At 38.1% G+C, this 25777-nt stretch carries 29 protein-coding genes and 1 tRNA gene; 24 read left to right on the top strand and 6 right to left on the bottom strand.

From position 1 onward, the window contains the following. Positions 1-194: 194 nt before the first annotated feature. The 9 genes from ACESPO_RS12965 to rsmG all read left to right on the top strand — a co-directional run bounded on the left by ACESPO_RS12965 (position 195) and on the right by rsmG (position 7415). Positions 195-419: a hypothetical protein gene (locus ACESPO_RS12965; protein WP_081636849.1), complete on the top strand. Its 225-nt coding sequence runs from the start codon at positions 195-197 to the stop codon at positions 417-419. A 57-nt stretch (positions 420-476) separates the two neighbouring features. Further along, positions 477-611, top strand: coding sequence for a 50S ribosomal protein L34 (rpmH, locus tag ACESPO_RS12960; protein WP_008977315.1), 135 nt, complete (start codon positions 477-479; stop codon positions 609-611). 49 nt (positions 612-660) lie between these two features. Then, on the top strand, positions 661-996 hold the full coding sequence (gene rnpA, locus ACESPO_RS12955) for a ribonuclease P protein component (protein WP_008977314.1): 336 nt from the start codon (positions 661-663) through the stop codon (positions 994-996). 21 nt (positions 997-1017) lie between these two features. Then, positions 1018-1230 carry a membrane protein insertion efficiency factor YidD gene (gene yidD, locus ACESPO_RS12950; RefSeq protein WP_008977313.1) on the top strand — a complete coding sequence of 71 codons (213 nt, stop codon included), beginning with the start codon at positions 1018-1020 and terminating at the stop codon, positions 1228-1230. A gap of 11 nt (positions 1231-1241) precedes the next feature. Continuing rightward, on the top strand, positions 1242-2507 hold the full coding sequence (locus ACESPO_RS12945; protein ID WP_008977312.1) for a YidC/Oxa1 family membrane protein insertase: 1266 nt from the start codon (positions 1242-1244) through the stop codon (positions 2505-2507). A 41-nt stretch (positions 2508-2548) separates the two neighbouring features. Beyond that, on the top strand, positions 2549-3349 hold the full coding sequence (gene jag / locus ACESPO_RS12940; protein WP_117578635.1) for an RNA-binding cell elongation regulator Jag/EloR: 801 nt from the start codon (positions 2549-2551) through the stop codon (positions 3347-3349). A 92-nt stretch (positions 3350-3441) separates the two neighbouring features. Further along, positions 3442-4818 (top strand): tRNA uridine-5-carboxymethylaminomethyl(34) synthesis GTPase MnmE, encoded by a 1377-nt coding sequence (gene mnmE / locus ACESPO_RS12935; RefSeq protein ID WP_336304493.1) that lies wholly within the window; start codon positions 3442-3444, stop codon positions 4816-4818. Continuing rightward, positions 4784-6706: a tRNA uridine-5-carboxymethylaminomethyl(34) synthesis enzyme MnmG gene (gene mnmG, locus ACESPO_RS12930; protein WP_499788973.1), complete on the top strand. Its 1923-nt coding sequence runs from the start codon at positions 4784-4786 to the stop codon at positions 6704-6706. Before mnmE ends, mnmG begins: the two co-directional genes overlap by 35 nt. After that, the gene (gene rsmG / locus ACESPO_RS12925) at positions 6693-7415 is read left to right on the top strand and encodes a 16S rRNA (guanine(527)-N(7))-methyltransferase RsmG (protein ID WP_009263543.1); all 723 of its coding nucleotides are present in this window, start codon (positions 6693-6695) and stop codon (positions 7413-7415) included. Before mnmG ends, rsmG begins: the two co-directional genes overlap by 14 nt. A gap of 142 nt (positions 7416-7557) precedes the next feature. Here the strand turns inward: rsmG and ACESPO_RS12920 are convergent, their stop codons facing one another. Continuing rightward, a complete protein-coding gene (locus ACESPO_RS12920) occupies positions 7558-8526 on the bottom strand; it encodes an alpha/beta fold hydrolase (protein WP_117578631.1) in 969 nt (322 codons plus the stop codon). Between the two features lie 392 nt (positions 8527-8918). Here ACESPO_RS12920 and ACESPO_RS12915 point away from each other — a divergent pair, with 392 nt between their 5' ends. From ACESPO_RS12915 to ACESPO_RS12865, 11 genes are all read left to right on the top strand, one after another. Further along, on the top strand, positions 8919-9686 hold the full coding sequence (locus ACESPO_RS12915) for a ParA family protein (protein ID WP_009263542.1): 768 nt from the start codon (positions 8919-8921) through the stop codon (positions 9684-9686). Beyond that, complete coding sequence (locus ACESPO_RS12910; RefSeq protein ID WP_009263541.1) at positions 9686-10606, top strand: ParB/RepB/Spo0J family partition protein; 921 nt, start codon at positions 9686-9688, stop codon at positions 10604-10606. The genes ACESPO_RS12915 and ACESPO_RS12910 overlap by 1 nt, the downstream gene beginning before the upstream one ends. Positions 10607-10643: 37 nt before the next feature. After that, positions 10644-11183: a DUF4446 family protein gene (locus ACESPO_RS12905; protein WP_008977302.1), complete on the top strand. Its 540-nt coding sequence runs from the start codon at positions 10644-10646 to the stop codon at positions 11181-11183. Between the two features lie 21 nt (positions 11184-11204). After that, positions 11205-12482: a serine--tRNA ligase gene (gene serS, locus ACESPO_RS12900; protein WP_008977301.1), complete on the top strand. Its 1278-nt coding sequence runs from the start codon at positions 11205-11207 to the stop codon at positions 12480-12482. A gap of 11 nt (positions 12483-12493) precedes the next feature. Continuing rightward, positions 12494-13369, top strand: coding sequence for a DUF3881 family protein (locus tag ACESPO_RS12895; RefSeq protein ID WP_117578628.1), 876 nt, complete (start codon positions 12494-12496; stop codon positions 13367-13369). A 659-nt stretch (positions 13370-14028) separates the two neighbouring features. Then, positions 14029-14100, top strand: a tRNA-Arg gene (locus tag ACESPO_RS12890). Between the two features lie 407 nt (positions 14101-14507). Continuing rightward, complete coding sequence (locus ACESPO_RS12885; protein WP_499788975.1) at positions 14508-15383, top strand: ParB/RepB/Spo0J family partition protein; 876 nt, start codon at positions 14508-14510, stop codon at positions 15381-15383. A gap of 15 nt (positions 15384-15398) precedes the next feature. Further along, the gene (locus ACESPO_RS12880) at positions 15399-16184 is read left to right on the top strand and encodes a ParA family protein (RefSeq protein WP_499788972.1); all 786 of its coding nucleotides are present in this window, start codon (positions 15399-15401) and stop codon (positions 16182-16184) included. Further along, positions 16174-17082, top strand: a complete 909-nt coding sequence (locus tag ACESPO_RS12875; RefSeq protein WP_499788971.1) for a ParB/RepB/Spo0J family partition protein — start codon at positions 16174-16176, stop codon at positions 17080-17082. The genes ACESPO_RS12880 and ACESPO_RS12875 overlap by 11 nt, the downstream gene beginning before the upstream one ends. Before the next feature lie 90 nt (positions 17083-17172). Beyond that, positions 17173-18171 (top strand): DUF6017 domain-containing protein, encoded by a 999-nt coding sequence (locus tag ACESPO_RS12870; RefSeq protein WP_499788970.1) that lies wholly within the window; start codon positions 17173-17175, stop codon positions 18169-18171. A 10-nt stretch (positions 18172-18181) separates the two neighbouring features. Next, the gene (locus ACESPO_RS12865; RefSeq protein WP_499788969.1) at positions 18182-18478 is read left to right on the top strand and encodes a hypothetical protein; all 297 of its coding nucleotides are present in this window, start codon (positions 18182-18184) and stop codon (positions 18476-18478) included. A gap of 98 nt (positions 18479-18576) precedes the next feature. Here ACESPO_RS12865 and ACESPO_RS12860 read toward each other — a convergent pair whose 3' ends face one another. The 3 genes from ACESPO_RS12860 to ACESPO_RS12850 all read right to left on the bottom strand — a co-directional run bounded on the left by ACESPO_RS12860 (position 18577) and on the right by ACESPO_RS12850 (position 20448). Further along, complete coding sequence (locus ACESPO_RS12860; RefSeq protein WP_499788968.1) at positions 18577-18966, bottom strand: DUF5301 domain-containing protein; 390 nt, start codon at positions 18964-18966, stop codon at positions 18577-18579. Between the two features lie 163 nt (positions 18967-19129). Next, complete coding sequence (locus ACESPO_RS12855) at positions 19130-19678, bottom strand: DUF6609 family protein (RefSeq protein WP_499788967.1); 549 nt, start codon at positions 19676-19678, stop codon at positions 19130-19132. 53 nt (positions 19679-19731) lie between these two features. Then, positions 19732-20448: a hypothetical protein gene (locus tag ACESPO_RS12850; RefSeq protein ID WP_499788966.1), complete on the bottom strand. Its 717-nt coding sequence runs from the start codon at positions 20446-20448 to the stop codon at positions 19732-19734. 132 nt (positions 20449-20580) lie between these two features. Here ACESPO_RS12850 and ACESPO_RS12845 point away from each other — a divergent pair, with 132 nt between their 5' ends. Beyond that, a complete protein-coding gene (locus tag ACESPO_RS12845) occupies positions 20581-20742 on the top strand; it encodes a type II toxin-antitoxin system antitoxin (protein WP_499788965.1) in 162 nt (53 codons plus the stop codon). 59 nt (positions 20743-20801) lie between these two features. Here ACESPO_RS12845 and ACESPO_RS12840 read toward each other — a convergent pair whose 3' ends face one another. Further along, a complete protein-coding gene (locus tag ACESPO_RS12840; protein WP_009263235.1) occupies positions 20802-21317 on the bottom strand; it encodes an ImmA/IrrE family metallo-endopeptidase in 516 nt (171 codons plus the stop codon). Between the two features lie 93 nt (positions 21318-21410). After that, positions 21411-21821, bottom strand: a complete 411-nt coding sequence (locus ACESPO_RS12835; RefSeq protein ID WP_009263234.1) for a helix-turn-helix domain-containing protein — start codon at positions 21819-21821, stop codon at positions 21411-21413. A 305-nt stretch (positions 21822-22126) separates the two neighbouring features. Here ACESPO_RS12835 and ACESPO_RS12830 point away from each other — a divergent pair, with 305 nt between their 5' ends. From ACESPO_RS12830 to ACESPO_RS12820, 3 genes are all read left to right on the top strand, one after another. Next, the gene (locus ACESPO_RS12830) at positions 22127-23398 is read left to right on the top strand and encodes a Y-family DNA polymerase (RefSeq protein ID WP_499788964.1); all 1272 of its coding nucleotides are present in this window, start codon (positions 22127-22129) and stop codon (positions 23396-23398) included. 11 nt (positions 23399-23409) lie between these two features. Then, positions 23410-23826, top strand: a complete 417-nt coding sequence (locus ACESPO_RS12825) for a hypothetical protein (RefSeq protein WP_054704938.1) — start codon at positions 23410-23412, stop codon at positions 23824-23826. Positions 23827-24735: 909 nt separating this feature from the next. Then, on the top strand, positions 24736-25356 hold the full coding sequence (locus ACESPO_RS12820; protein WP_117468619.1) for a sigma-70 family RNA polymerase sigma factor: 621 nt from the start codon (positions 24736-24738) through the stop codon (positions 25354-25356). Positions 25357-25777: the final 421 nt, after the last annotated feature.

Below are 25777 nucleotides of genomic sequence, written 5' to 3'. Positions count from 1 at the left end.
AGTGTGGATAACTTTATAGACAGTGGAAAATCCCCCAAAATAAGGATTTTAAGGGTGGATAAATCGTCTATAAACATTGAATCCACAGGTTATCCTTATAGTTATCCACAAGTTATCCACAACTTGTGGATAACATTTTGGTCAAACACTATATTGTGGGATATCCACATGATTTTTTCGGGAAAAAATACTAGATGATGTGTGGAAAAGTGTCAGAGCATCTTTTATTTATAGAAAAAACGGGGAAAAATGGAAAAAAGAGTTGGAAAAAGAGGAGAAACAGGAGAATGGAAAAAGTAGAAAAGCAGATAAAAATAAGGAGATATCATATATGTGGAAAAATGGAAAAAAATCAAGAAAATGAAAGGATTATCTTGACGAAATGGCATTTTATGCTTATAATAAAATACGATGTCTAAAAAATAATATGTCTATATTTATATATATAGGTTTCATGTCTAAGGAGGTGGATTTCAATGAAAATGACATTCCAACCAAAAAAGAGATCTAGAGCGAAAGTTCATGGATTCAGAGCAAGAATGAGCACAGCTGGTGGAAGAAAAGTTTTAGCTGCCAGAAGAGCAAAAGGAAGAAAACAGTTATCAGCGTAGGCCGCATATATGTGGCCTTTTCTTCTTTAAAAATCAGGAGAAGATAATAATGAAATTTTCCGAGTCATTAAAGAAAAATCAAGATTTTCAGATTGTTTATAAGACTGGAAAGTCTTATGCAAATAAGTATCTGGTAATGTATGTAAGAGAAAACCAATCCGGAGGGAACCGGCTTGGTATTTCTGTCAGCAAAAAAGTTGGCAACAGTGTCGTGAGACACCGGCTGACACGATTGATCAGAGAGAGTTATCGATTACAAGAAGAACATTTTCAGAGTGGATATGATATTGTAGTGATTGCGAGAGTGAGTGCCAATGGGCGCTCGTACAGAGAGATGGAAAGCGCATTGATCCACCTGGGAAGACTTCATAATATATATAAGTAACAAAATGGAGATGTAAAATCGGTGAAAAAGATATTTATTGCACTTATCAGGTTTTACCAGAAATATTTATCCGGGTTAAAAAGAACAACTCACTGCATTTATTTTCCTACATGTTCTCAATATGGAATTGAAGCGATTGAGAAATATGGGGCATTAAAGGGTGGGTTATTAACTATATGGAGAATTTTACGTTGTAATCCATTTGCAAAAGGCGGGTATGACCCTGTGCCTTAAAGGAGGAAAAAATGACAGGTATTCTTTTGACACAATCGACGACGCCAATTATAGGACAGGTGGCGTGGCTGCTCGGTAAATTAATGGATGGTATCTTTAATGTGCTGAGTAGTGCATTCGGAATCGAAAACATAGGTTTATGTATTATTTTATTTACAATTATTATCTATACATTTATGATTCCGCTTACAATCAAACAGCAGAAATTTTCAAAATTAAGTGCAGTAATGAACCCTGAACTTCAGGCAATTCAGAAAAAGTACAAGAACAAACGGGATCAGGAATCCATGCTGAAAATGCAGGAAGAAATGAAGATGGTGTACGATAAGTACGGAACTTCACAGATGGGTGGATGTCTTCAGTTAGTGATTCAGTTTCCGATCTTACTTGCATTGTGGAAGGTTATTCAAAACATTCCGGCATATGTAGGCGGAGTAAAGGATATGTATATGCCTCTTGTCAATGAGATTATGGCAACTGGCGGTTATCAGAAGATTATGGAGAAGATTGGTTCGGCAAGCCCGATCATGATCAATCCTGAAAAGTTTGACTATACAAAGACAAATACGATCGTAGATGTACTTTATAAATTCCAGCCAAGTACATGGGATACATTAAAAGATAAATTCCCGGACCTTTCATCCTTGATTGATTCAACATCCGGGCAGATTTCACATATTAATAACTTCTTGGGAGCAAATATTTCAGATGCACCTGTGAACCTGATGATGGATGCTTTAAAGACCGGTGCAATTCTTGTTGCAATTGTTGCACTTTTGATTCCGATCTTATCTGGTTTGACACAGTGGATCAATATTAAGTTGATGCCACAGTCACCTGGAATGGACGATCGGGAGAATCCAATGGCAAATTCTATGAAGACAATGAATATGATCATGCCGTTATTCTCAGTATTTATGTGTTTCACAATGCCGGCAGGTCTCGGTTTGTACTGGATCTTTAGTGCGATTTGCCGTTCGGTACAGCAAGTAGCGATCAATAAGTATCTTGACCGTATGGATATGGATGAGCTCGTAAAGAAAAATATGGAAAAAGCAAAGAAGAAGTATGAGAAAAAGAAAGTTTCCACAGAAGAGCTGAACCAGATGGCAACGAAAAAAGTCCGCAATATCGCGGTAGAGCAAAAGCATAATCATACAGCAGACAGTGAGCAGGAAGCAAAATTGCAGCAGGCAGCTGAGCGTGGTAAAAATGCAAAACCGGGAAGCCTTACAGCAAAAGCAAATATGGTAAGGAAATTTAACGAAAACGATTAATTCAAACCGCATTTCTATAGCAGAAACGGGAGGGAAGAAGAATGGAAGAGATTAGAGTATCCGCAAAGACACTGAGCGATGCGATCACAGAAGCGCTGATTCAGTTAGGGGTGACGAGCGATCAGTTAGAATATGATGTAATCGAAAAAGGAAGTTCCGGATTTCTTGGAATTGGGGCAAAGCAAGCTGTGATCTCAGCTAGAAGGAAAAAGACAGCAGAAGCGCCGGTAGAGCTGGAGGAGATTAAATTCGACAAACCGAAAGTGAAACCAGAGCCAAAAAGAGAAGAGAAGCGTCCGCCGGTTCCAGCAAAGAAGGCAGAACGTCCTGCACTAGAAGCAAAGACAGTAGAAAAAGAGGAGCGTTCTTCTGTGAAGGTAACGGAAGAAACAATTCGTGAATCGGAGAAGTTTTTGCAGGATGTCTTGAAGACAATGGATATGGAAGTCAAGATTCATTCCGAAGTAGACAGTGAAGGAACTCTCTGCATTGAACTGGAAGGAGAACATATGGGTATTCTGATCGGTAAAAGAGGTCAGACATTAGATTCCCTTCAGTATTTGACAAACCGTGTGGCAAACAAAACACAGGATGGCTATATTCGTGTAAAGCTGGATACAGAAAATTATCGTGCAAGAAGAAAGGCGACACTGGAGAACCTTGCAAAAAATATTGCACATAAAGTAAAACGTACAAGAAAGCCGGTTTCTTTGGAACCGATGAATCCGTATGAAAGAAGAATCATTCATTCTGTATTACAGTCAGACAAGTATGTGTCAACTCACAGCGAAGGAGAAGAGCCATACAGAAGAGTTGTAATTACACCGTCCAGAAGACAATAACAAAGAAATTCAGGCAGCATTATTTTAATGCTGCCTTTTTTAGAAACTGTTTTGGAAGATACATAGACAGCAGAAAGGAGAGACAGGAAAATATGATAAAGGATACAATTGCAGCGATCGCAACGGCAATGACAGCTTCTGGAATTGGGATTATCCGAATCAGTGGGGAAGAAGCTTTTGTAATCGTTGACCGTATATACAAAGGGAAGAAAAAAGAAAAAAAGCTCTCAAATGAGAAAAGCCACACGATTCATTATGGATACATTATGGATGGAGAAGAGACGATCGACGAAGTTTTGGTGCTTCTTATGAGAGGGCCGCATAGTTATACCGGAGAGGATACTGTTGAGATTGACTGTCACGGCGGAGTGTACGTAATGAAGCGTATTCTTGAGACTGTGATCAAGTATGGCGCAAGACCGGCAGAGCCGGGAGAGTTTACGAAGCGGGCATTTTTAAATGGAAGATTAGATCTGTCACAGGCAGAAGCGGTGATCGATGTCATACAGTCTAAAAATGAATATGCTTTGAAGAGTTCTGTAAGTCAGTTAAAGGGGTCTGTATTAGAAAAAATATCTGAGATCCGTAAGGAGATTTTATATCACACAGCCTTTATTGAGACAGCGCTGGATGATCCAGAACATATTAGCATTGACGGATATGGGGAAAAGCTTCAGGGAACCGTAGAAAAGCTTCAGGGAGCAATTCGCAGGTTGTTAGAGAGTGCAGATAATGGTAGAATAATCAAGGAAGGAATCCAGACTGTTATTGTAGGAAAGCCAAATGCAGGAAAGTCTTCGCTGTTAAATGTGCTTGCAAGAAAAGAACGGGCGATCGTGACGGATATTGAAGGAACAACGAGGGATATTCTTGAGGAAAATATTCAGATTAATGGGATCAGTTTAAATATCATAGATACAGCAGGGATCCGTGATACAGAAGATATTGTCGAAAAGATCGGGGTGGATAAGGCGAAAGATTATGCAAAAGATGCAGACTTGATCATTTATGTCGTCGATGCATCGCGTGCACTGGATGAAAATGATGAACAGATTCTTGAGATGATCCGGGAGAAGCAGGCATTGATTCTTTTGAACAAATCGGATCTGGATACTGTTATCACAAAGGAGCTCCTGCAAAAATATACAGAAAAACCGATGATTGAAATATCGGCAAAACAGGAGCATGGGATTGAGAAAGTAGAGCATGCACTGAAAGAGATGTTTTTTGAGGGAAAGGTTTCTTTCAATGACGAAGTATATATTACAAATATTCGACAGAAAACAGCCCTTCAGAATGCTTATGACAGTTTGGAAAAAGTAATTGGAAGTATTGAAAATAACATGCCGGAGGATTTCTATTCCATCGACCTTATGGATGCCTATGAGGCGCTTGGAAGTATCACCGGAGAAACGATAGGAGAAGATTTGGTAAATGAAATATTCAGCAAGTTCTGTATGGGAAAATAAAGACAGATATGGAATCGCCGTGATCGGTGCGGGACATGCAGGATGTGAAGCAGCTCTGGCAGCTGCAAGGCTTGGTGTCAGAACAATCATGTTTACTGTGAGTGTAGATAGTATTGCGTTGATGCCATGTAATCCAAACATTGGAGGAAGTTCGAAAGGTCACCTTGTCAAAGAGGTGGATGCACTTGGAGGAGAGATGGGAAAGGTAATCGACCGTACCTTTATTCAGTCCAAGATGCTGAATAAGTCCAAAGGACCGGCCGTTCATTCCTTGCGTGCACAAGCAGATAAGGCGAGATATAGTACAGAGATGAGAAAGGTGCTGGAGCAGCAGGAGAACCTGGACATCAAGCAGGCGGAAGTTACGGAAATTCTTGTGGAAAATGGAAAAGTGACAGGAGTTAAAACTTTTTCTGGAGCAGTTTATCACTGTGATGCGGTAGTACTATGCACTGGAACATATTTGAAGTCCAGATGTATTTATGGAGAAGTCAGTGAAAATTGTGGACCGAATGGTCTGAAGGCGGCAAATTATTTAAGTGATTGTCTCAAAGAACTGGGAGTTCAGATGTATCGTTTTAAGACAGGGACACCAGCGCGGATTGACCGTAATTCTATTGACTTTACAAAGATGGAAGAGCAGTTTGGAGATGAGAGAGTAGTTCCTTTTTCCTTTACGACAAACCCGGAGGAAGTACAGATTGATCAGGTGTCATGCTGGTTGACTTATACAAATGAAAGGACGCATGAGATCATCCGGGAGAATCTGGACCGTTCTCCACTATTCTCAGGAATGATTGAGGGAACTGGTCCAAGATATTGTCCTTCCATTGAGGATAAGGTTGTGAAATTTGCAGACAAAGATCGCCATCAGGTATTTATTGAGCCGGAAGGGCTTGACACTAATGAGATGTATATCGGAGGAATGTCCAGTTCGCTTCCGGAGGATGTTCAGTATGAAATGTATCGAAGTGTACCGGGGCTGGAGCATGCAAAGATTGTCCGTAATGCCTATGCGATCGAATATGATTGTATTGATGCCAGACAGCTTTATGCGACGTTGGAATTTAAAAAGATCAGCGGGTTGTTCAGCGGAGGACAATTTAACGGAAGTTCTGGATATGAGGAGGCAGCAGCACAAGGGCTTGTGGCGGGTATTAATGCAGCAAGGAAAGTACTTGGAAAAGAGCAGATCATTATAGACCGTTCGCAGGGATATATCGGTGTTCTGATCGATGATCTTGTGACAAAAGAAAGTCATGAACCATATCGGATGATGACATCCAGGGCAGAGTATCGTCTGCTTCTTAGACAGGATAATGCAGATCAGCGTCTGACGGAGATAGGATATCAAGTTGGGTTGATTGATAAGGAGCGCTACAAAAATCTGAAGAAGAAAGAGCGGCAGATTGAAGAGCAGGTAGAACGGCTGGAACATACAAATGTAGGTGCATCCAGACCAGTGCAGGAAGTATTGGAGCAATATGGAAGCACTCCGCTAAAAAATGGAATTACACTGGCAGAGTTAATCCGCCGTCCGGAATTATCTTATGAAGCACTGGAAGCGATCGATCCGGGAAGAACGGAGTTGAGCGAAGAAGTAGTAGAACAGATTAATATTCGGATTAAGTATGATGGTTATATCCGGCGCCAGATGAAGCAGGTAGAGCAGTTCAAAAAATTAGAGACAAAACGGATTCCGGATGCGATCAATTACGATGAAATCGGAAGTCTCCGTATCGAGGCAAAGCAGAAGCTGAATCAATATCGCCCGATTTCAATTGGACAGGCATCTAGAATTTCGGGAGTTTCACCGGCAGATATCTCTGTATTGCTTGTATATATGGAAAGTTATGGAAGTAAGAGGGAAAAAGATGAGCAGTCATAAATTTGAAGAGAAGTTAAGTGCATTAGGAATCGTATTGGATGATAGACAAAAAGAACAGTTTGATCTGTTTTATGAGATTCTTGTTGAGTGGAATGAGTTTATGAACCTGACCGGAATCACAGAATACGAGGAAGTAAATGAAAAACATTTTGTAGATTCTGTTTCTATCGTAAAAGCGATGGACATGAAGTCTGTAAAAAGTGTAATTGATGTTGGGACAGGGGCTGGATTTCCAGGGATCCCATTGAAAATAGTGTTTCCGGAGCTGGAAGTTGTGTTGTTAGATTCCTTGAATAAGAGAGTAAAATTCCTCAACGCAGTCATCGAAAAATTGCAGTTGAAAGGGATTCGGGCTATTCATGGGAGAGCAGAAGATTACGCAAAGCAGCAGGAATACAGAGAACAGTTTGATCTCTGTGTGTCTAGAGCAGTGGCAAATCTGGCAACATTGTCAGAATATTGCCTTCCATATGTGAAAAAAGGTGGGGTGTTCCTTCCATATAAATCGGGAGAAATTGACGAGGAAGTTGTGCAGGCAAAGAAAGCAGTTACGATTCTTGGAGGAACTCTCAGAGAAGTGATAAAATTTCAGCTTCCGGGAAGTGAGATTGGAAGATCGTTCGTAAAAATTGAAAAAGTAAAACCAACTGCAAAAAGATATCCGAGAAAAGCCGGACTTCCGGCAAAGGAACCGTTGGGGATTTGCTAGACAGCTTAAAAATACAAAAGAAGGACGGAATGAGAAATAAAAATTTCTTGATTCGTCCTTCTTTGTCTTTTAAAGAAAATTCCTATGGAATCCTATAGAGTAAAAAGTACACTTCACGTTACATTCTATTTTCTAAAGCTTATTAAGACTCTTCTTCCACACCTAGGAACAAATCAATCTGTTCAAGAAGTGTCTGTGGTGTTTCAAGCTGAGGGAAATGTACACTGTCCTTCAATGTTGTAATTTCAATAGATGGAATATAATTTCGGTATTGCTCTGCAATTGCAATATTTTCTCCAGAACCTGTTGAGGCAATGAGAAAGATACTATTATTGATGTTTTTTAGAGCATGAAACATATTAGCATTCGTATAACGTCCAAGGATACTTCCAAGTAGATATTTTCCATGGGAACTATCTAAGTGAGATGATTCATAGTAAGAGTTTTTGATTTCTACATCAAGGGCTTCTAGGTTATGAAAGTTCTCTTCAAAAAAGTTTTGATCTGACAGTCGTTTACTCATCAAAATATTATATAGGAATGTTCCAATAAGAGGAGTCAAAAGTAAGTAGCGCAAAAGTTTTGTCCGTTTGGTTGGGATTGTCGCAAGTGTAGACAGATTGGTCGGATTAATCATCATAATCCGGTCAAAAAGGCTGTCGTCATTTGCACATGCCATTAATACAAAGGAAGAAGAAGTTCCGGTGGCAATCACATCGGTCTTTTCGCCAATAATAGTTTTGATAAAGTCCGTAAGTAGTTGGACATAAAGAAAGTTTGTGTAGGTGAGATTAGGTTTCTCTGAATGTCCACATCCTAATAAGTCGATAGTATAAACCGTGTTTCGTTTTTTTAAAGACTTTACTAATTTATTCCACTCATGGGAAGAGCTATTTACAGTCAAATCATGAATCAGAAGGATAGGTTTTCCTTCTCCTTGTTTTCTATAAAATATTTTTCCAAATCTCCAATCGAAATAGTGACCGTCCTCTTTACAAAGTAAGTTATCAAGTGTAGATGTAAAAGAAATAATTTTATTGATTGTATAAATTGTTCCAGCTGTCAATGATGCCAGAACAGCTCCCGTTGTAAGTTTCTTTTTCCAACTCATAGAAGAACTCCTTTCGTAGCAATGCCACCGTAAGTGACTTTGTATCATGGTAAATAAGTGATAAGATAGTACATTGTAATTGTACTTTTTCTTATTATTATACTACACAAAGGAAAGCAAGAAAAGATAAAACTTTATTCAAGAGTAAACTTACTAATGAAATGTTTCACGTGAAACATTCACTATAAAAAAGAATAATAAGGGAAAATAAATAAGTAGATAAACTGTTTGCCTAATATTTGTAAATAACATAGTAAAATGATTGATGGAAATAAAATGTTTCACGTGAAACATTAGAAGAGAAATAAAATAAATGTTTCACGTGAAACATTGTGTAGATTAAACTTCTTTTTAGTGTTATAATAAAAAAGCAAGAGAAAGGGGACACTAATATGGGAAGAATAATAGCAGTTGCCAATCAGAAGGGCGGCGTAGGAAAAACGACCACAGCTATTAACTTATCCTCATGCTTGAGCGCGTTGGGTAAAAGAGTATTAGCGATAGATATGGATCCACAGGGGAATATGACCAGTGGATTGGGAGTTGATAAAGATAATGTAGAAAAAACGGTATATGATTTGATCATTGGACGGGCGACTGTCGAAGAGTGCCTGTGCAAAGAGGTTTTTGAAAATCTTGATTTGCTTCCTACAAACATTGATCTGTCTGCCGCAGAAATTGAATTAATTGGTGTAGAAAACAAAGAGTTTATCATCCGCGATGAAGTGGCAAAAATCAGAGGGAACTATGACTTTGTAATTGTAGATTGTCCTCCGTCACTGAGTATGTTAACGATTAATGCAATGACAACGGCGGATACTGTTTTAGTTCCGATTCAGTGTGAGTATTATGCATTGGAAGGTTTGAGCCAGCTTATGCACACGATTGATCTGGTAAAAGAAAGATTGAATCCAGATTTAGAGATGGAAGGTGTTGTATTCACAATGTATAATGCCAGAACAAATCTGTCGCTTCAGGTAGTAGAAAATGTAAAGGATAATTTGGATCAGACAATTTATAAGACAATTATACCGAGAAATATCAGACTGGCAGAAGCTCCGAGTCATGGATTGCCAATTAATATTTATGACCCAAAATCATCGGGAGCCGAAAGTTATATGCTTCTGGCAGAAGAAGTGATTCATAAAGGAGAAGAGTAATGGCAGTAAAAAGAGGCGGTCTTGGAAAAGGGCTGGACAGTCTGATTCCGGATCATAAACCAAAGGCGAATACGAGCAAAGATAAGGTGAGCGAACAGGCTTCTGGAAAAGAAAAAACAACAATGCCTGCATCGGGAGAACAAAAAGTAAAAATAACAAAAGTAGAGCCAAATCGTACACAGCCAAGAAAAAATTTTGATGAAGATTCCCTAATCGAATTAGCAGATTCCATCCGGCAATTCGGTGTACTTCAACCACTTCTTGTTCAGAAAAAAGGAGATTATTATGAGATTATTGCCGGAGAAAGAAGATGGCGCGCTGCAAAAATGGCAGGTCTGAAAGAAATTCCCGTAATCATCAGAGAATATTCTCATCAAGAAATGGTAGAGATTGCCTTAATCGAAAATATTCAGAGAGAAAATCTTAATCCGATTGAGGAAGCTCAGGCATTCAAGCGGCTGTTGGAAGAGTTTCAATTAAAACAGGACGAAGTGGCAGAGAGGGTTTCTAAGAGTAGAACAGCAGTTACCAACTCCATGCGTCTTCTGAAGCTTGATGAAAAAGTGCAGCAGATGATCATCGATGATATGATTTCTACAGGACATGCAAGAGCGCTTCTTGCAATTGAAGACAAAGAGCAGCAATATATTCTTGCTAATAAAATTTTTGATGAAAAGCTAAGCGTGCGTGAGACAGAAAAACTTGTAAAAGATTTAAAGAAACCGAAAAAGGAAAAAACGAAAAAGGATACCAGCAATGACTTTATTTATCGGGATCTGGAAGAGAAAATGAGATCGGTGATTGGAACCAAAGTCAGTGTCAATCAGAAATCAAAAGGAAAAGGGAAAATAGAAATCGAATACTATTCTGACGAAGAGTTGGAACATATATTTGAAATGATCATGTCTATCCATCAGTAAAATTTGTACACGAACCATTTGAAAAAAAGGAGGAAATATGGAAGACAGTTTACTATTTCATCTCGGGTTTGATCCGGTGTTCCTTTTGCTTGGACTCCTGATTTTCATTATAATCTTATTTGTGCTTGTCATAAGTATGCATATGAAATATAATCGCTTAAAAAGCAGTTACAATGCATTTATGAAAGGCAAAGATGGAAGGTCAATGGAAAAGAGCATTACAGACCGACTGGATGAAATTGATAATTTATCCCATATGGCAAAGTTAAACCGGCAGAATATAAAAGAAATTTATCGGAGGCTAGAAGGAAATTATCAGAAGATTGGAATTGTCAAGTATGACGCATTTCAGGAAATGGGAGGAAATCTCAGTTTTGTGTTGACATTGCTTGATGCAAATGATAATGGCTTTGTGTTAAATGTAATGCATAGCCGGGAAGGGTGCTATAACTATATTAAGGAGATTGTGAAGGGTGAAAGTTATGTAGAACTGTCATCGGAGGAAACGGAATCATTAGAGAAAGCAATTTTCCAGGAAGCATATGCACTCAAAGATATTGTAGATGTAAAAAAATAGAAGGTATGAGGAGAAAAACAAATGTTAGATATTAAATTTTTAAGAGCAAACCCAGATATTGTAAAACAGAATATTAAAAATAAATTTCAGGACAGTAAGCTTCCGCTTGTGGATGAAGTGATCGCACTGGATTTAAGAAACAGAGAGATCAAACAGGAAGTAGAAGCGCTTCGTGCAGAGAAAAATAAAATTTCCAAAATGATCGGAGCATGCATGGCTCAGGGGAAAAAAGAAGAGGCAGAAGAGTATAAGAGACAGGTGTCTGCTCAGGGAGATACCATTGAAAAACTTTCTGTGGAAGAAAAAGAAGTAGAAGAGAAGATTAAAACGATTATGATGACAATTCCAAATATCATTGATCCATCTGTTCCAATCGGAAAAGATGACAGTGAAAATGTGGAATTAGAGAGATATGGAGAGCCGGTCGTGCCAGATTATGAGATTCCGTATCACACAGAAATTATGGAAAAATTTGACGGAATTGATCTGGAAAGTGCAGGAAAGGTAGCAGGAAACGGATTTTATTATCTGATGGGAGATATTGCACGATTACATTCTGCAGTGATTTCTTATGCGCGTGATTTTATGATCGACCGCGGATTTACTTATTGCATCCCGCCATTCATGATTCGCAGTAATGTAGTGACAGGAGTGATGAGCTTTGCGGAGATGGATTCTATGATGTACAAGATTGAAGGAGAAGACTTATATCTGATCGGTACAAGTGAACACTCTATGATCGGAAAATTCATCGATACCATGCTCGATGAGAAGACATTGCCAAGAACGTTAACATCTTATTCTCCATGTTTCCGGAAAGAAAAAGGAGCTCATGGAATTGAGGAAAGAGGAGTGTACCGTATTCACCAGTTTGAAAAACAAGAAATGATCGTTGTATGTAAGCCAGAAGACAGCATGAAATGGTACGATGTGATGTGGAAAAATACAGTAGATCTGTTCCGCTCTCTTGATATTCCGGTTCGTACTCTTGAATGTTGTTCAGGAGATCTTGCTGATCTTAAAGTAAAATCTGTCGATGTAGAGGCATGGTCACCAAGACAACAGAAATATTTTGAAGTTGGAAGCTGCTCAAATCTGGGAGACGCTCAGGCGAGAAGATTGAATATCAGAGTCAAAGGTGAGGACGGAAAATATTTCGCTCATACACTAAATAACACAGTAGTTGCACCACCTAGAATGCTGATTGCTTTTCTGGAGAACAACCTTCAAGCAGACGGTTCTATTAAGATTCCAGCTGCATTACAACCGTATATGGGTGGTAAGACAGAAATCAAATAGAGGAAAAAAACGTGCATCAATATTTAAAAGCAATCGGATTTGACCATCTGAAAACGAAAAAAGATCTGAAAGAAGTTCTGAGAGATACAAAGGAAAACTTTACAAGTCACGAAGAAACTGCAAATATAGAAGGAGAAATAGTTTGTGAATATAAGAAAGAATATTCTGAAGCTATGGGAATCATTATGTGCGGGGACTACGATGGCGAAGAATTTGAGATGGAATACTACTTCCCTTATTTAAAGGGAAGTGGTATTACTTCTTATGAAGATATCATTGTGGAAAAGAGAATGGACAGAGACATGTACCTAGGTGTATGTGAGGATGTGCGGGTTGGAATCAGTCTGATATTTCATCTGATCAATGGGATGGAGTACCGTCAAGTGAAAAACTTGGGAGGAGTTTCTAAAAAATCTACTTCTCTGACACTTTCAGCTATGGCGCTTTCAGGAAGTATTTTACTGCCGATTAAGAAAAATGATTATCAGCTTCAGAGCCAACAGGAAGAGGCAAGAAACCGTATGCTGCTTTTGAGTGCGGCAAAAAGTGGTGACGAGAAGGCGATGGAGACATTGACATTAGAGGATATGGACACTTACTCCAAAGTTTCCAAAAAGTTGATGACAAATGATGTCTATACAATTGTGGATACATATTTTATGCCATATGGTGCAGAATGTGACCAGTATTCTATTTTGGGAGAAATTTTAAAGATTCGTTCCTGTAGAAATGAGAGAACCGGCACAGAACTTTATGTATTTACGATGGATGTCAATGAACTGCAGTTTGACGTTTGCGTACCGAAAAATAGTATTTTCGGAGTGCCGGAAGTAGGGCGGAGATTTAAAGCGAATATATGGCTGCAGGGGATAATTAATTTCCAGTAAATGAGAAGACAAGCAGATAAAAAGTTTCAAAAGTTTCAAAATAGGTATTTCAAAATCAGAGATTATTTGGTATACTAATAACAGTGTGAAAAAACATATTGCTTTGTTTCGGCAAAGCAGATGCATGTTTCCTTAGTTAAATGGATATAACAAGTGCCTCCTAAGAGAAAGCCGAGGCATTCCCCAAAGGGAAAAAATGAAAAACAACTTTCAGTTCGAATCTATTCTGAAAAATGCTAAGGGTGACAACAAAGCATTCCCCAAATTGGGGAACGTTCTAATGTTACCAAATCAAAAAAATCTGTAGATTGACAACTCGAAAAAGAGTTGATAATCTTATATATGGCCGAAGGGAAAAATCCCAGAAACCCAGTAAAATCAAGGGTTTGCGGCATGTGTCGTCATAGCTCAGCTGGATAGAGCACTCGCCTCCTAAGGAGGAACCAAGGTTATCACTTCCTGAAAAAACTTTTGGGTTCAAATCTAGTTAAGAAGAGTAAAAATTGACACGAAGGTATTACCCTAAAAGGGGAGTGCTTTGATGTCACCAACATGAAAAATAATAGTAATTAACAGCTTGAAAAAAGCTGATAATTAAATAAAGGTTGCCATTACCAAAAGCTGGAAAACCGCGTGTTTTCAAGGGAAAATGGCATTTTGTCTCGTTAGTTAAATGGATATAACATGGTCCTCCTAAGACTAAATTATAGGTTCGATTCCTATACGAGACGGCCAGTCAAAAGCGTTCGATTGTTAGCAGAAATGCAAATAATGGGGCGCTTTTTTGATTAGAAAAATGCATGAAATTATTGCTTTGAGGATGATTTCCAGCTAACACAATGAAATAATTGTTAGCTGGCAGCTAATAAAAAACAGTATTTTGCAAACATATCGAATCAGGGATACTGCTAACATTTGGGGAAGTACTTGTTGTCACCACTGATTTAGGAATGTAAAATAAGGCAAATTAAAGGAAAAATTGTTTACAGAACATAATTTGCAAACCAATATTAGCTGAAATAATAGAGAAATATATTAGCTGTGGCTAATAGCAAACGAGATGCTCGTTTGGAACTGATTTCAAAAATAATCGGATCCAGACGGGCATTTTTTCGTCTGACCGAAGAAGGAGGAAATGGTGATGGAAGTAACGAAAGAATTTATTCCGAAGAATGAAGATGAAAAAATCATTGAGATTGAGATAGAAAGACTTCGCTCTTTTAAAAATCATCCTTTTCAAGTAAAAGACGATAAAGAGATGTATTTGTTAAAAGAAAGTATTGAGAAGTATGGAATTCTCAACCCATTGATTGTCAGGCCGGTACCGGATGGAGTTTATGAAATCATATCTGGTCATAGAAGAAAACATGCGGCTGAGTTATTGGGGTATCGAAAAGTACCGGTGATTATCCGTGTAATGACCGAAGATGAATCTATTTTGAATATGGTGGATTCTAACTTGCATAGAGAAAGAATCAGTTTTAGTGAAAAAGCTTTTGCTTACAAAATGAAGAATGATGTACTGAAAAGAAAATCGGGAAGGAAAAAAGGCCAAATTGACCACAAAACAAAAAAGAAGCGAACTGTAGAGATTATCAGTGAAGAATGTGGGGACAGTCCGAAGCAGGTACAACGATATATTTCATTAACAAGATTGATTCCAGAGTTCTTACAGAAATTAGATGATGAATTGATATCTTTTAATCCTGCAGTTGAAGCTTCATATTTGAAGGAAGAAGAGCAAAAGCAATTATTGGAAGCTATGGATTATGCTCAGGCAGTTCCATCTTTATCACAGGCACAACGTATTCGAAAGTTGAGTAAAGAAAACCAACTTACATTAGAGAAGATGCAGGAAATTATGAGTGAGATAAAAAAAGGTGAGATCACAAGAGTTGCTTTTACAAATGAACAGCTTCACAAATATTTTCCAAGCAGATATACACCGGCAATGATGAAACGGGAAATCATTGCATTGCTGAAAATCTGGCAGGAAGAAAATTGGGCGAATTAAATGGAGGAAAACAGTATGTGTAAAGTTATTTCGATAGCAAACCAGAAGGGTGGAGTTGCAAAAAGTACAACGACCTTAAATCTTGGAGTTGGCTTAGCAAGAAAGGGAAAGAAAGTGTTATTGATCGATGCGGATCCACAGGGAAGTTTGACAGCTAGTCTTGGATATGTGGAACCGGATGATATTGGAACCACTCTTGCAACTATTATGATGAATATTATCAATGATGAGGAAATTGCTGAGGAAGAAGGCATTTTACATCATGAGGAACAAGTGGATCTCCTACCGGCCAATATTGAGTTATCTGCTCTGGAAGTAACCATGAGTAATGTAATGAGCAGAGAACTGATCATGAAGGAATATATTGATACGATGCAATCACGATACGATTATATTTTGATTGATTGTATGCCAAGTTTAGGCATGATGACCATCAATGCTTTAGTAGCTTCTGATACGGTTCTGATACCTGTACAAGCTGCATATTTGCCGGTTAAAGGACTTCAACAGTTGATCAGGACTATTTCTATGGTAAAGAAGAGATTGAACCGGAAACTAACGATACAGGGAATTCTTTTGACAATGGTGGATTTTCGCACTAATTACGCCAAAGATATTGCTTCCAGAGTGAGAGAAACTTATGGATCTAAGATTTCTATCTTTGAAAATGTCATTCCACTATCAGTTAAGGTAGCTGAAGCAAGTGCGGAAGGAAAAAGTATTTATTGTCATTGTCCAAATGGAAAAGTATCTATGGCTTATGAAAAGCTGACGCAGGAGGTTTTGGAAAATGAAAAGTAGAAGTGGTGAAAAAATCAAATTGACAAGCATTGATGAATTGCTGGGAGTAGTCAATGAAGAGTCTGCAATGGAAATAGAAATCAACAGAATACATGCATTTAAAGATCATCCTTTCAAAGTATTGGATGATGAAAAGATGGCAGATTTAGTAGAGAGTGTAAAGACCTACGGGGTATTGACACCAGTTTTGTTACGGTCCGATGGTGAAAATGGATATGAGATGATCTCAGGTCATCGAAGAATGCACGCGGCTGTTATAGCTGGGGTGGAAACAATTCCTGCAATTGTTAGAGAGTTGTCAGATGATGATGCGGTCATTGCTATGGTAGATGCCAATATCCAACGCGAAGAGTTACTCCCGAGTGAAAAAGCATTTGCTTATAGGATGAAGTTGGATGCAATGAAACATCAGGGATATAGGACAGATATAACTTCTGGTCAAAATGGCCAGAAGTCGAAAGGAGTTGTTTCAAGAGACATTTTAGCAGAGCAGGTTGGAGAGAGTACAAGAAATGTTCAGCGCTATATTCGCCTTACAGAATTGATTCCAGAATTATTAGATATGGTAGATGTAAAGAAATTGAATTTTACCATTGCTGTTGATATTTCCTACATTGAAAAGGAAATACAGAAATGGATCTACGAGTATATCCGAGATACAGGATTTATTAAACCAAAGCAGATTACAGCTTTGAGAAAACAGTTGGAAGAAGGATCGGTGAATCAGGGATTTATGATCTCGATTTTCAATAGCTGCATTGCGGTAAAAGCACCGGAACGAAAAGTGGTGTTATCAGGAAAGAAGCTCACAAAATATTTTCCGGAAGATTATTCGGAAGCGGATATGGAAAAGGTGATTGAGGCATTGCTGGAACAATGGAAAAGAGAACAGGAATAAGGGGTGTCAAAATAAGATAACCCAAAGAAAGAAGAGATACAGAAGTTTAAAAAAAGGACTTCTATGAGAGAAAGGAAGGGAGGAAGATACATGGACAAAAAAATGAATTTTAAATATTTTTATGGAACAGAAGCAGATCAGTTTAGTTTTTACAGAATACCCAAAGCTCTATTTACCAATGAGTGCTTCAAGGATCTTTCCAGTGATGCGAAGATTTTATACGGTTTGATGCTGGACAGAATGTCTTTATCCATTAAGAATCAGTGGTTTGATGAAGAAAATCGGGCATATATCTATTTTTCCATTGAAGATATCATGGAATTATTGAATTGTGGAAGAAATAAAGCGGTGAAATCTCTTCAGGAGCTGGATGATGAAAAAGGGATCGGTTTGATCGAAAAGCGCAGGCAGGGCTTTGGAAAGGTTACGATCATCTATGTAAAATCATTTATTCAGGAGGGGTGTGAGGAAGAGAAAAAAGAAAAATCAAAGATGGTGAAGTTTACAAATCAAACTTCTGTAGAGGAAGAAGAGACAGAAGAAGTTTACATTTCAAACTTCAAGAAGTCCCAAAAACAAACTTCAAGAAGTCCCGAAAATAAACTTCAAGAAGTTTACATTTCAAACTCTAATAATACTAATATTAACAATACTAATCTTAGTGAGAATAAATCTAATCATATCGTATCTGCAGATGGGATAGGATCCGAAGAGGATGAGTTGGAAACATTACATGCGTATCAATCTCTGATCAAAGAAAACCTGGATTATGATTCTCTGTTAGTGAGTCATCCTCATGACAAAAATCAGATTGATGAAATTGTGGATCTGATCGTAGAGACTGTCATGTGTAAGAGCGATAAAGTATTGATTGCAAGCAACTGGTATTCAGGAGCTTTGGTAAGGGGAAAATTCATGAAGCTGGATTATTCGCATGTAGAGTATGTGCTGCATTGTCTGGAAGGAAATACGAGTAAAATTAAGAATATCAAGAAATATTTACTTGCGGCATTGTTCAATGCTCCTTCAACGATAAGTGGATATTACCGAGCAGAAGTAAATCATGATATGCCGTGGCTAGCAAGATAGGAGGACAGATATGGGTATTTTAAAAGTGGCAGGAAAAGTGTTATTGATTCCATTGTGGTTTATCATTTCGATCATAGGTGCCGGAGTGAAGCTATTAGTACATATGGTGGCAGTCGCAAAAAAAATATTGGGATTTGGAATTATGGCGTTGTTCATTGGAACAGTAATCTGTTATCAAGACTGGCTACAGGCAGCTTTTCTGGCTTGTATGGGAGGTGTTCTGATCTTTATCTTATTTGCCGGAGAATTTATAGATATTGTAATCGACTTACTTAGAGAAAAAATATGTACATTGATTTTAGGTTAAGAAAAGATGACAGTTAAAGTAGCCTTAGTGATTTCAGATAAAAATTATAGAGCCTCTCCTTCAGGGAAAGGCTCTATAAGAAAAGTCCAAACTGAAATTTAATTGGCTTCTTGTAACCGACTGTACAGTTGACTATCAATCTTATAAATTCCCTGATAGGGCTGTTCAACATAGTATTTCCCACTGTCCTCATATGCAAAAAGTGTACTTGTTCCTGTCTCAAACTGAAAGTCAATCTTAATATAACTTTCCGCTTGTGGGACATCTTGAACACTTTCTTTTTTAGTCGGTTCAGAACTGGAAATATTGGCGATTATTTCACTTATCCAAGTTTTGTCTGCATGACTTACTGTGTTTTCCCCGACAGTTATATCAATAGATGTAATCTCGTCGGTTTGGGGTAGCGTAATAGGATCTGCCTTTTTTCCACACGCAACTAAAGTCAATACACAAACAAGACACAAAAATATAGAAACATATTTTTTCATAAGCATATTACCTCACATAGTTTGTTTGCACCATTATAATATAGCAGAGCAAAAATAACTATCAAGAGAAAGTAAAATATTTGTGAAGCCAAACTGTTTTCACTAAACATCTCCTAAATTCAAGATAATCGTCAATGCACATACAAACTGGGATTTTTCCAACTCATCGACTTTTTGTAGGCTTTGAAAAAAATAAAAGATATATTCCAAAACCAATTTTAATCAGTCCGTCAATAAATGCTAAAACAATGAATGGAATTATTGGAAGAAATATTCCTATTATAGCATTAGCAGAACATAAAATTGCAATCCCTATCATTGAAATACCATGAACAAAATAGAATGGTATAAAATGAATTCCAACAGCAAGAAAAGTCATTAGCCAAATCATTCTCCAATTCTGCATTGGAAAAAATGAACCTGCTAAAACAAACATGAGTGGAAACAAAATAGCTATAGAAAAAATAGCCATATTATTTTGAAATTTCGACGATTTCCCATAGGATAATTTTGTTACCACTTTTTTGTTTATTACAGATAAATAAAATCCAACAATAAAACCTACAGTAAATATAATAGGGTGTATTTTTTTCTCTCCGCCAAAGATAGCAGAAATTATAATAATTACACCAATAATGATAAACCACAAACCACAACATCTTTTGTCATTATATTCTCGGATTTCATCTTTTTGATAGCCTAAAAATCCCATACACTTTCCTCCTCAAATTCCAATTTGTCGTTTTTTTCAGTATATCATAATTTTTATCTTTCTGGCAGATAAAAGGCTTTTGTTTCTACAGAATTGTCTTTAAAATCCATTTCTACATAATAATCCCGGATGAAAATTGATCGGTAATAATCTTGTAAGGAATAGATATCAAGGGTTTTAAAATCAACCAAACACAGAGGGATCGGTTCTTTCTTTTCATTTTCATATTTCCAATATTCTAAGGAAGCGGCAACTTTATCAAGGCAACTTTGGCAGAGATGATCCGTTAGATTTCTTTTGTTCAATTTATAGTTTTCCGGTAAAGTGATATCTATCTCAGCCATTCCTCTGTAAACATCTCCATGAGAGGAATACGTGATTTCGCCGGTGTTTCCAAATAGTATATTCGAACCGGTTTTATTTGGTATTTCATTTCCGTTTTCATCATATGCTTTTAGTTGGAAATCTAAGACGTACCAGTCATTGAGGGAAATCAGTCCAACCGTATCAAATTTTCGATAATAGTCCATCATACTATAATCAGAACTTCCACATAAATAGCATGTAGAAATATCTTTCAGGTTTGATTGTAGATCGTCAAAGGTTATTTCTATCCGTTCTTTTTGGGCGTCTGCTTTCAGGGAATGTGTTAGAAAAATACCGTGATGTTGATGTATCGCATAACCGATGAGAAAGGATACAGCTAATAGGATGGTGCACCAGAATAAATCTTTCCGGATATGATAATATTTTTTTCTTTTTTCATGCATGATTGAATTCCTCCGTGAAAAAATATAGTGTACTTAAAATAAGTCCATTTAAAACATTCTACCATTATTTGTACTTAAAATGAACTTGAAATATGAACTTAATATGTACTTATAGAGATGGAGAGAATGATCATGGAGAAAGAGAAGCATTTAGGATTACGGATTGATGCTGAAACGCATAAAAAACTGAAAAGCCTGGCAGAATTTGAAGGGCGTTCGATCAATGGAGAAGTGCCATATTTAATACGTCAGGCAATCATGGAATTTGAAAATAAGCATGGAGAACTGAAATAATAGAATCTTCACATATGGATACAAGAAAAGCCCGTTCGGTTGTATGGAACGGGCAAATTTTATTTGGCCAGAAAGTTGCTCTGTATTTCCAGCGGCATATTGTAGTTCTGACCGCGCTTGATCAGACTGTATAACTTGAAGCTCATGAGTTCCGGACTGGAATTTAAGCAGCTACAGAGCCCGAAATAGTTCAGATCTTCGTTCTTTGACAGGTCTGCGATTTCTTTATCATCCAGGATAAGATCTGCAGCGAAAAGGTTTGCTTCGTATTCCGTATTATCCCTCATGTTATATAAGACATCATCTTTCATCGGCGCCATTTTGAGCTGAGAGCGATGCAGAATGATGTGACCGAGTTCGTGGGCGGCAACGATCTTTTTCTCTTCCTCAGATAGAAAACTGCTTACCATAACATAAATGGTCTGGCAGCTCATGAAACAGTATCCTTTTAATTTTTCGTAGCGGTCTGTTTCTCCAACGATCACATTCATTTCTTCCAGTATTTCAAAAGGATCCCTGGTCTTGAACTTTTTTACAAGTTTTTCTACTTTGTTGTAAATATATGAATTCCCCAAATATATCACCTCGTGTATGAATCAAACAGAAGAGGGTAATGTTACTTCTGACAATAAAACTATATCCTATAGGCTGTCCAATAATCACCCCATCTATTTGGCATCTAAATATTTCTTTGGTGTAAATTTCTTTGCACGTCTCTTGGAATCCAGATATAAAGACTGGATCTCATCCATAAAGGCTGTTTTGTCTTCATCAGAAAGTTCCCCGCCGGCGAACATTGCAGCGGCCTGTTCTAAGATCTGCTGAGCCTGTTTTGCTCCACGGTTTCCAAATTGTTCAGATGCTTCTGTGATAAAAGCCTCTTCTTCTGTCATGAGATAGGAGATATCGCAGCTTAAAATGTCTGCAAGTTTCTGGTAAAGGTCATGCTTCTTTGGATAACGGCCTTCAATTTCCCATCCCCGAACAGTCCGAAGGGAGACACCGACAGCATCGGCTAATTGGGTTTGGTTGAGTCCTTTGTTCTTTCTTAAATTTTTCACTTTTTCACCGAATGTCATAATAATACCTACTTTCTAATTGGCGTTTCAGGATCCCTATGTATGATGCTGAAACGGGATAGGAAACAAATTTCCTATAATCAACAAGTTGCCTCTTGACAAGAGGCGAATGATTGCCTATAATGTGAATCACAACAGAACGGCAACTACTTGCCTATAATATAAATGATATTTCCCTTCTTGTCAATGGATTTACTGAAAATTGCCTATTTTGGAACGATCTCTATCGTGTGAAAAAGAGTTGGGATGAGATCTGATTGCTTAGGGGAAAGAGAAAGATAGGCAACTTATGGGAGGTGATTGATTTGAAACAGAAGGAAACATTCCTCTGTATTGATCTGAAATCTTTTTATGCTTCTGTTGAGTGTGTGGAAAGAGGATTGGATCCGTTTACTACCAATCTGGTTGTTGCAGATCCGGACCGATCGATATCCACCATTTGCCTTGCTATCACGCCGGCTATGAAAAAGCTGGGGATCCGTAACCGTTGCAGGATCCATGAGATACCGGATCATATCGAATATATTGTAGCAAAACCGAGGATGCAGCTCTATATGGAGTATTCGGCAAGGATATACGGGATTTATTTAAACTATGTGGCAAAAGAAGATATCCATGTTTACAGTGTGGATGAGTGCTTTATGGATGTCACAAGATACCTTTCCCTGTATCACCTTACAGCGAAAGAAATGGCACAAAAACTGATGGATACGGTCATGGAAGAAACCGGAATTACAGCAACAGCAGGAATTGGAACTAATCTGTATCTTGCAAAGATCGCAATGGATATTGTGGCAAAACATATAGACGATCATATCGGGATCCTGGATGAGATCTCTTACCGGGAACAGTTATGGGAACATAAACCATTGAGTGATTTCTGGCGTATTGGTTCCAGAACAGAGAGAAAATTAGCCGGATATGGAATCCAAACAATGGGGGATATCGCACTTGCCTCTATCCAGTCGGAAGACTGGCTGTATAAAATGTTTGGGATCGATGCAGAACTATTGATCGATCATGCATGGGGCTGTGAGTCCTGTAAAATGAGTGATATAAAAAATTATCATACAGAAGAGCATAGTCTTTCCAATGGACAGGTATTGATGAGAAATTACACATTTGAAGAAGCTGCTGTTGTTGTAAGAGAAATGACAGATGTACTGGTTCTGGATCTGGTGGAAAAGGGACTGGTAACGAATTCTGTAACCTTGTGGATCGCTTACGATCATCGTTTTGAGAGGGAGTCATCGAAAGGAACCGTAAGGTTTCCGAATCGTACCAATCGTTCCAGGGAAATAATCGATACAGTAGAAACGCTTTATCGAAAGATTGCAGATCCACATACCGGAATCAGACGGATAGAGATTATTGCAAATAAGATAACGCCGGAAGGCTATCAGCAATATACTCTTTTCCAGGATTCCATAAAAGCAGAAAAGGAAAGACATCTGCAGGAAGTAGTATTACAGGTGAAAAAGCGTTATGGAAAAAATGCGATCATGCGGGGATCCAATCTGTTGGAATGTTCTACCTATCGGGAAAGAAATAATCAGGTTGGGGGACATCGTGCGTAGGAGGTGAAAGTATGCTGGCAAAGGCTTATCAGAAATATTTATATATTCCGAGACCGGTTTCCAAAAGATATCCTATGGATGTGCAGCACAGAGCGAAGCAATTTGCCCCTTTTGCAGCACTTCGGGGATTTGAAGAGATCGTACGGAAACAGGAAATACTTTATGAACAAAGGAAGATGTTATCCGAAGAACAAAAATGTGGATTGGATAGGAAGCTACAGATGGTTTCTGTTGGAATGAAGATACAGGCAACCTATTTTAAAGAAAGCCGGGAAATGAAACCGGCAGGCCAGTATCATACGATTTGCGGAACCGTTGAATTTTTTGATCCATCCATTCATTTACGGATTGATGATACGATCATTTTGATCCCGGATCTTTGTGAGTTATCCGGAGATATATTTGAAGAATTGGAATTACCTTGTTAAATACAATCGGCAGAAATTCTTAGTATCCTGGGTGAGTGGGAATCCGGAGAGAATAAGGATGGATGCGCCAGATCAACAAAGCAGGTCTGGGATTTGATGATCATGCTGTTCGTGCAGCTTTGGCACTTACGGAATGGACAACATGATGCTCATAAGGCGGATTTGATTTCCCTTTGATCCGTTGAGTAATAAAATGGAATTTTTTATTATTGCTTAAAGGAGGAAGCCTATGGGATCAGATGCTATCAGATGGCATGTACATTGCTCTGTATGCGGAGCATTTATTGAAAAAAGCGCACATTGCGATTCAGAAGTAGAGTGCAAGAAATGTAGAAGTACTTTGGAGATTTTAGTAAAAGATGATATTGTTTCAGTACGGCCTTTGCACATCAAAGACGAAAAACTGAAAGAAAGAATGCGGGTATATTCTCAAAAAGTGATGAATTCCCGAAAGGAAACTAAATAAAATGAGCTATTAGGATAAGCGGCGGATTTGGCTGGAACCATCAAGGCTGCACCTGATAGCAAGAGTTTGTCAAGGAGCTGAACCTGACTGGAATCATGAAGAGCCCGGCAAAACATTTGCAGATACAATGCAGGATGATATTTCATTCTGTGTCTGTGGAAGCATTTGTTTTGTCGGCTTTTTTTGTTTTCTCAAAAATTTAAAAAAAGTTGAGTTTTTAACCTGTAAAACAGGGCTTTTTCCTTTCTATATATAGAGGGCAAAGTTTCGTGTGCAAAAATCAGAGATGATACGGAATTTTGTATGATATAGCCGAAGGAGGTAATTACATAGGAGCTGCGGGCTCCCGTTCAAAAAAAACGGGTGAGTTCGTGGCTAATTGTGATGAGATTTTTATAGAGTTCATGGATCACCCGTAGCCGTAAGGCAGAAAGGTGGTCCATATGTTGACATTAAAAGAATTAAAGAAAGTAGTAAAAGTGGCAGGTATGACAAAGAGAGTCCCTTCTGAAAAGGCGTTAGAAAAAGAAGAGATTGTAGTAAAGGAAATTCTGAGTGGGGAATGTGATATTACCGTTTACGCAAATGGGTATGTGTTATACAGGGAAAACGGAAAGAAAACCATCTTTCCACTCCATTCCTGTAAAGATTATCAATACATGGATGTGAAGGAAGATCGAAGCATTATGAACGAAGAATTTTTTGACAACGAAAATTGGTATATTCGTTTGTTAATGGAAGCAACGGATCGTATGGAAATAAATCAGACTAAGGTGGCATCAAACCATAGACTCGTTTCGTATAGCGATTATGCGGATGACAGGATCTTACTGCTAGATCCAGCTTCAGATTTTCTCGACCAGTATATTGAAAAAGAGATGGTCCGCGATTTCTTAGGTTGTCTGACTGCCAGACAGAAAGAAATCATCCAGTTATTTTACTTTGAAGAAATGAATCAAGAGAAGATTGCGGACTATCTTGGGATCAGACAGCAGAGTGTTTGTGAAATGATGCAAAGAGCACTTTCTGTCATGAAAAAACATGCAGATAAAGAAGAAAATTAAAAAAATTTAAAAAGCACCCTGTAAAACAGGCCGTTTTCCTTTCGTTATATGAAGACGTTTGTAAGAAACACTTCATGTACCTTGAAAAGAGAATAGCCTGCCTGGAGTGATACCTGCCTTGAATGTGCATTATGCGTGTCCTGACAGAAAAAACGTTTTGGAGATATGGAATCTAAAACAGGAACGGATCCGGGGAAGAGAACAGGAAAACGCTTAAATCTTAAAAAATGAATTGTCTGAATCGAAAAGAGGATGACAGTAGAAATCATATGGCGGTGTTTGTTTGAAAAGGCAGATACCGCCATATATTTGTGCTGTTATCTCGGCAAAGTGCTGACTGTCCCAAATAGCACAAAACCAGGAAAGGAGGGGATTATTTTCAGGAAAGAATAATGGAAAACAATGAACAAGTATAACGGAT

It is taken from the genome of Coprococcus sp. HPP0074 (assembly GCF_964238105.1).
GTDB classification, from domain to species: Bacteria; Bacillota; Clostridia; order Lachnospirales; family Lachnospiraceae; genus Faecalimonas; species Faecalimonas umbilicata.
This window is presented reverse-complemented; position numbering and strand designations above follow the sequence as displayed.

What these genes read in the sequence shown, in the direction of transcription:
- ACESPO_RS12905 (WP_008977302.1), top strand. Translation starts at nt 10,644, where the DNA reads ATGGAAGACAGTTTACTATTTCATCTCGGGTTTGATCCGGTGTTCCTT.
- ACESPO_RS12920 (WP_117578631.1), bottom strand. Translation starts at nt 8,526, where the DNA reads ATGAGTTGGAAAAAGAAACTTACAACGGGAGCTGTTCTGGCATCATTG.
- ACESPO_RS12880 (WP_499788972.1), top strand. Translation starts at nt 15,399, where the DNA reads ATGTGTAAAGTTATTTCGATAGCAAACCAGAAGGGTGGAGTTGCAAAA.
- ACESPO_RS12825 (WP_054704938.1), top strand. Translation starts at nt 23,410, where the DNA reads ATGCTGGCAAAGGCTTATCAGAAATATTTATATATTCCGAGACCGGTT.
- ACESPO_RS12855 (WP_499788967.1), bottom strand. Translation starts at nt 19,678, where the DNA reads ATGGGATTTTTAGGCTATCAAAAAGATGAAATCCGAGAATATAATGAC.
- ACESPO_RS12835 (WP_009263234.1), bottom strand. Translation starts at nt 21,821, where the DNA reads ATGACATTCGGTGAAAAAGTGAAAAATTTAAGAAAGAACAAAGGACTC.
- ACESPO_RS12865 (WP_499788969.1), top strand. Translation starts at nt 18,182, where the DNA reads ATGGGTATTTTAAAAGTGGCAGGAAAAGTGTTATTGATTCCATTGTGG.
- rnpA (WP_008977314.1), top strand. Translation starts at nt 661, where the DNA reads ATGAAATTTTCCGAGTCATTAAAGAAAAATCAAGATTTTCAGATTGTT.
- jag (WP_117578635.1), top strand. Translation starts at nt 2,549, where the DNA reads ATGGAAGAGATTAGAGTATCCGCAAAGACACTGAGCGATGCGATCACA.
- mnmG (WP_499788973.1), top strand. Translation starts at nt 4,784, where the DNA reads ATGAAATATTCAGCAAGTTCTGTATGGGAAAATAAAGACAGATATGGA.
- rsmG (WP_009263543.1), top strand. Translation starts at nt 6,693, where the DNA reads ATGAGCAGTCATAAATTTGAAGAGAAGTTAAGTGCATTAGGAATCGTA.
- ACESPO_RS12910 (WP_009263541.1), top strand. Translation starts at nt 9,686, where the DNA reads ATGGCAGTAAAAAGAGGCGGTCTTGGAAAAGGGCTGGACAGTCTGATT.
- mnmE (WP_336304493.1), top strand. Translation starts at nt 3,442, where the DNA reads ATGATAAAGGATACAATTGCAGCGATCGCAACGGCAATGACAGCTTCT.
- ACESPO_RS12870 (WP_499788970.1), top strand. Translation starts at nt 17,173, where the DNA reads ATGGACAAAAAAATGAATTTTAAATATTTTTATGGAACAGAAGCAGAT.
- ACESPO_RS12820 (WP_117468619.1), top strand. Translation starts at nt 24,736, where the DNA reads ATGTTGACATTAAAAGAATTAAAGAAAGTAGTAAAAGTGGCAGGTATG.
- ACESPO_RS12945 (WP_008977312.1), top strand. Translation starts at nt 1,242, where the DNA reads ATGACAGGTATTCTTTTGACACAATCGACGACGCCAATTATAGGACAG.
- rpmH (WP_008977315.1), top strand. Translation starts at nt 477, where the DNA reads ATGAAAATGACATTCCAACCAAAAAAGAGATCTAGAGCGAAAGTTCAT.
- ACESPO_RS12850 (WP_499788966.1), bottom strand. Translation starts at nt 20,448, where the DNA reads ATGCATGAAAAAAGAAAAAAATATTATCATATCCGGAAAGATTTATTC.
- ACESPO_RS12965 (WP_081636849.1), top strand. Translation starts at nt 195, where the DNA reads ATGATGTGTGGAAAAGTGTCAGAGCATCTTTTATTTATAGAAAAAACG.
- serS (WP_008977301.1), top strand. Translation starts at nt 11,205, where the DNA reads ATGTTAGATATTAAATTTTTAAGAGCAAACCCAGATATTGTAAAACAG.
- ACESPO_RS12875 (WP_499788971.1), top strand. Translation starts at nt 16,174, where the DNA reads ATGAAAAGTAGAAGTGGTGAAAAAATCAAATTGACAAGCATTGATGAA.
- ACESPO_RS12860 (WP_499788968.1), bottom strand. Translation starts at nt 18,966, where the DNA reads ATGAAAAAATATGTTTCTATATTTTTGTGTCTTGTTTGTGTATTGACT.
- ACESPO_RS12845 (WP_499788965.1), top strand. Translation starts at nt 20,581, where the DNA reads ATGGAGAAAGAGAAGCATTTAGGATTACGGATTGATGCTGAAACGCAT.
- ACESPO_RS12915 (WP_009263542.1), top strand. Translation starts at nt 8,919, where the DNA reads ATGGGAAGAATAATAGCAGTTGCCAATCAGAAGGGCGGCGTAGGAAAA.